This window comes from Micromonospora sp. LOL_025 (assembly GCF_048060285.1).
In the GTDB taxonomy this organism is placed as follows: domain Bacteria; phylum Actinomycetota; class Actinomycetes; order Mycobacteriales; family Micromonosporaceae; genus Micromonospora.
Genome location: NZ_JBHMIR010000107.1, coordinates 1 through 819, shown reverse-complemented (window position 1 = coordinate 819; position 819 = coordinate 1). Strand labels below are relative to the sequence as shown.

The 819-nt window shown below is 74.4% G+C and carries 1 protein-coding gene; it reads right to left on the bottom strand.

The features are described 5' to 3' along the window. A partial coding sequence (locus tag ACFHW0_RS31685; RefSeq protein ID WP_416613300.1) for an AMP-binding protein occupies positions 1–819 on the bottom strand: 819 nt, incomplete at both ends.

Sequence of the window (819 nt, the reverse complement as noted above, 5' to 3'; positions counted from 1 at the left end):
GTGCGGTAGAGGCGGCTGCCGGGTGTGGTGGCGTACGGGTCGGGCAGGAACCGCTCCGCCGTCTGCCCCGGCTTGTTCAGGTAGCCGCGGGTGACCACGTCGCCGCCGACGCAGACCTCGCCGGGCGCGCCGGGCGGGACGAGCTGGAGGTCGGCGTCGAGGAGGTAGATGCGGGCGCCGGCGATCGGGACGCCGAGGTCGGGCCGGTGGACCCCGTCGGTGCTGACGGGCCCGACGGTGACGGCGACGGTGGTCTCGGTCGGCCCGTAGATGTTGAACAGCGTGTACGGCGCCTGCGCGGACGGTCGGGTGGTGAGGGCGTCCCCACCGGTGAAGATCGTCCGCAGGCGGCTGGTGGACGGGGTGGGCAACCGGAGGACGGCCTCCGCGACCGGGGTCGGCAGGAACGTCCTCGTGACGTCTTCCCGGATCAGCCAGTCGTGCAGCGCGGTGGGGTCGAGGCGGTGCGCGGGGTCGGCGATGTGCAGGGTGGCGCCGCTGACCAGCGCGGGCCAGATCTCCCAGATCGCGGCGTCGAAGCCGAGGCTGGCTACCTGGCCGTGGCGCTCGCCGGGGCCGGCGGGATGGGTGTCCAGGTGCCAGTGGACCAGGTTGGTCAGCGCCCGGTGGGCGACCATGACGCCCTTGGGCGTGCCGGTGGACCCGGAGGTGTGGATGACGTACGCCACCTGCTCCGGGTGGATGTCGACCGGGGGCGGCGCGGGCGTGGCCGTGGCCGGTGCCGGGAGCGGGGCGAGGGTGACGACGCCGGGGGGTGTGTCGGTGTCGTGGGGGTGTGCGGCGATGAGGATGGCGACG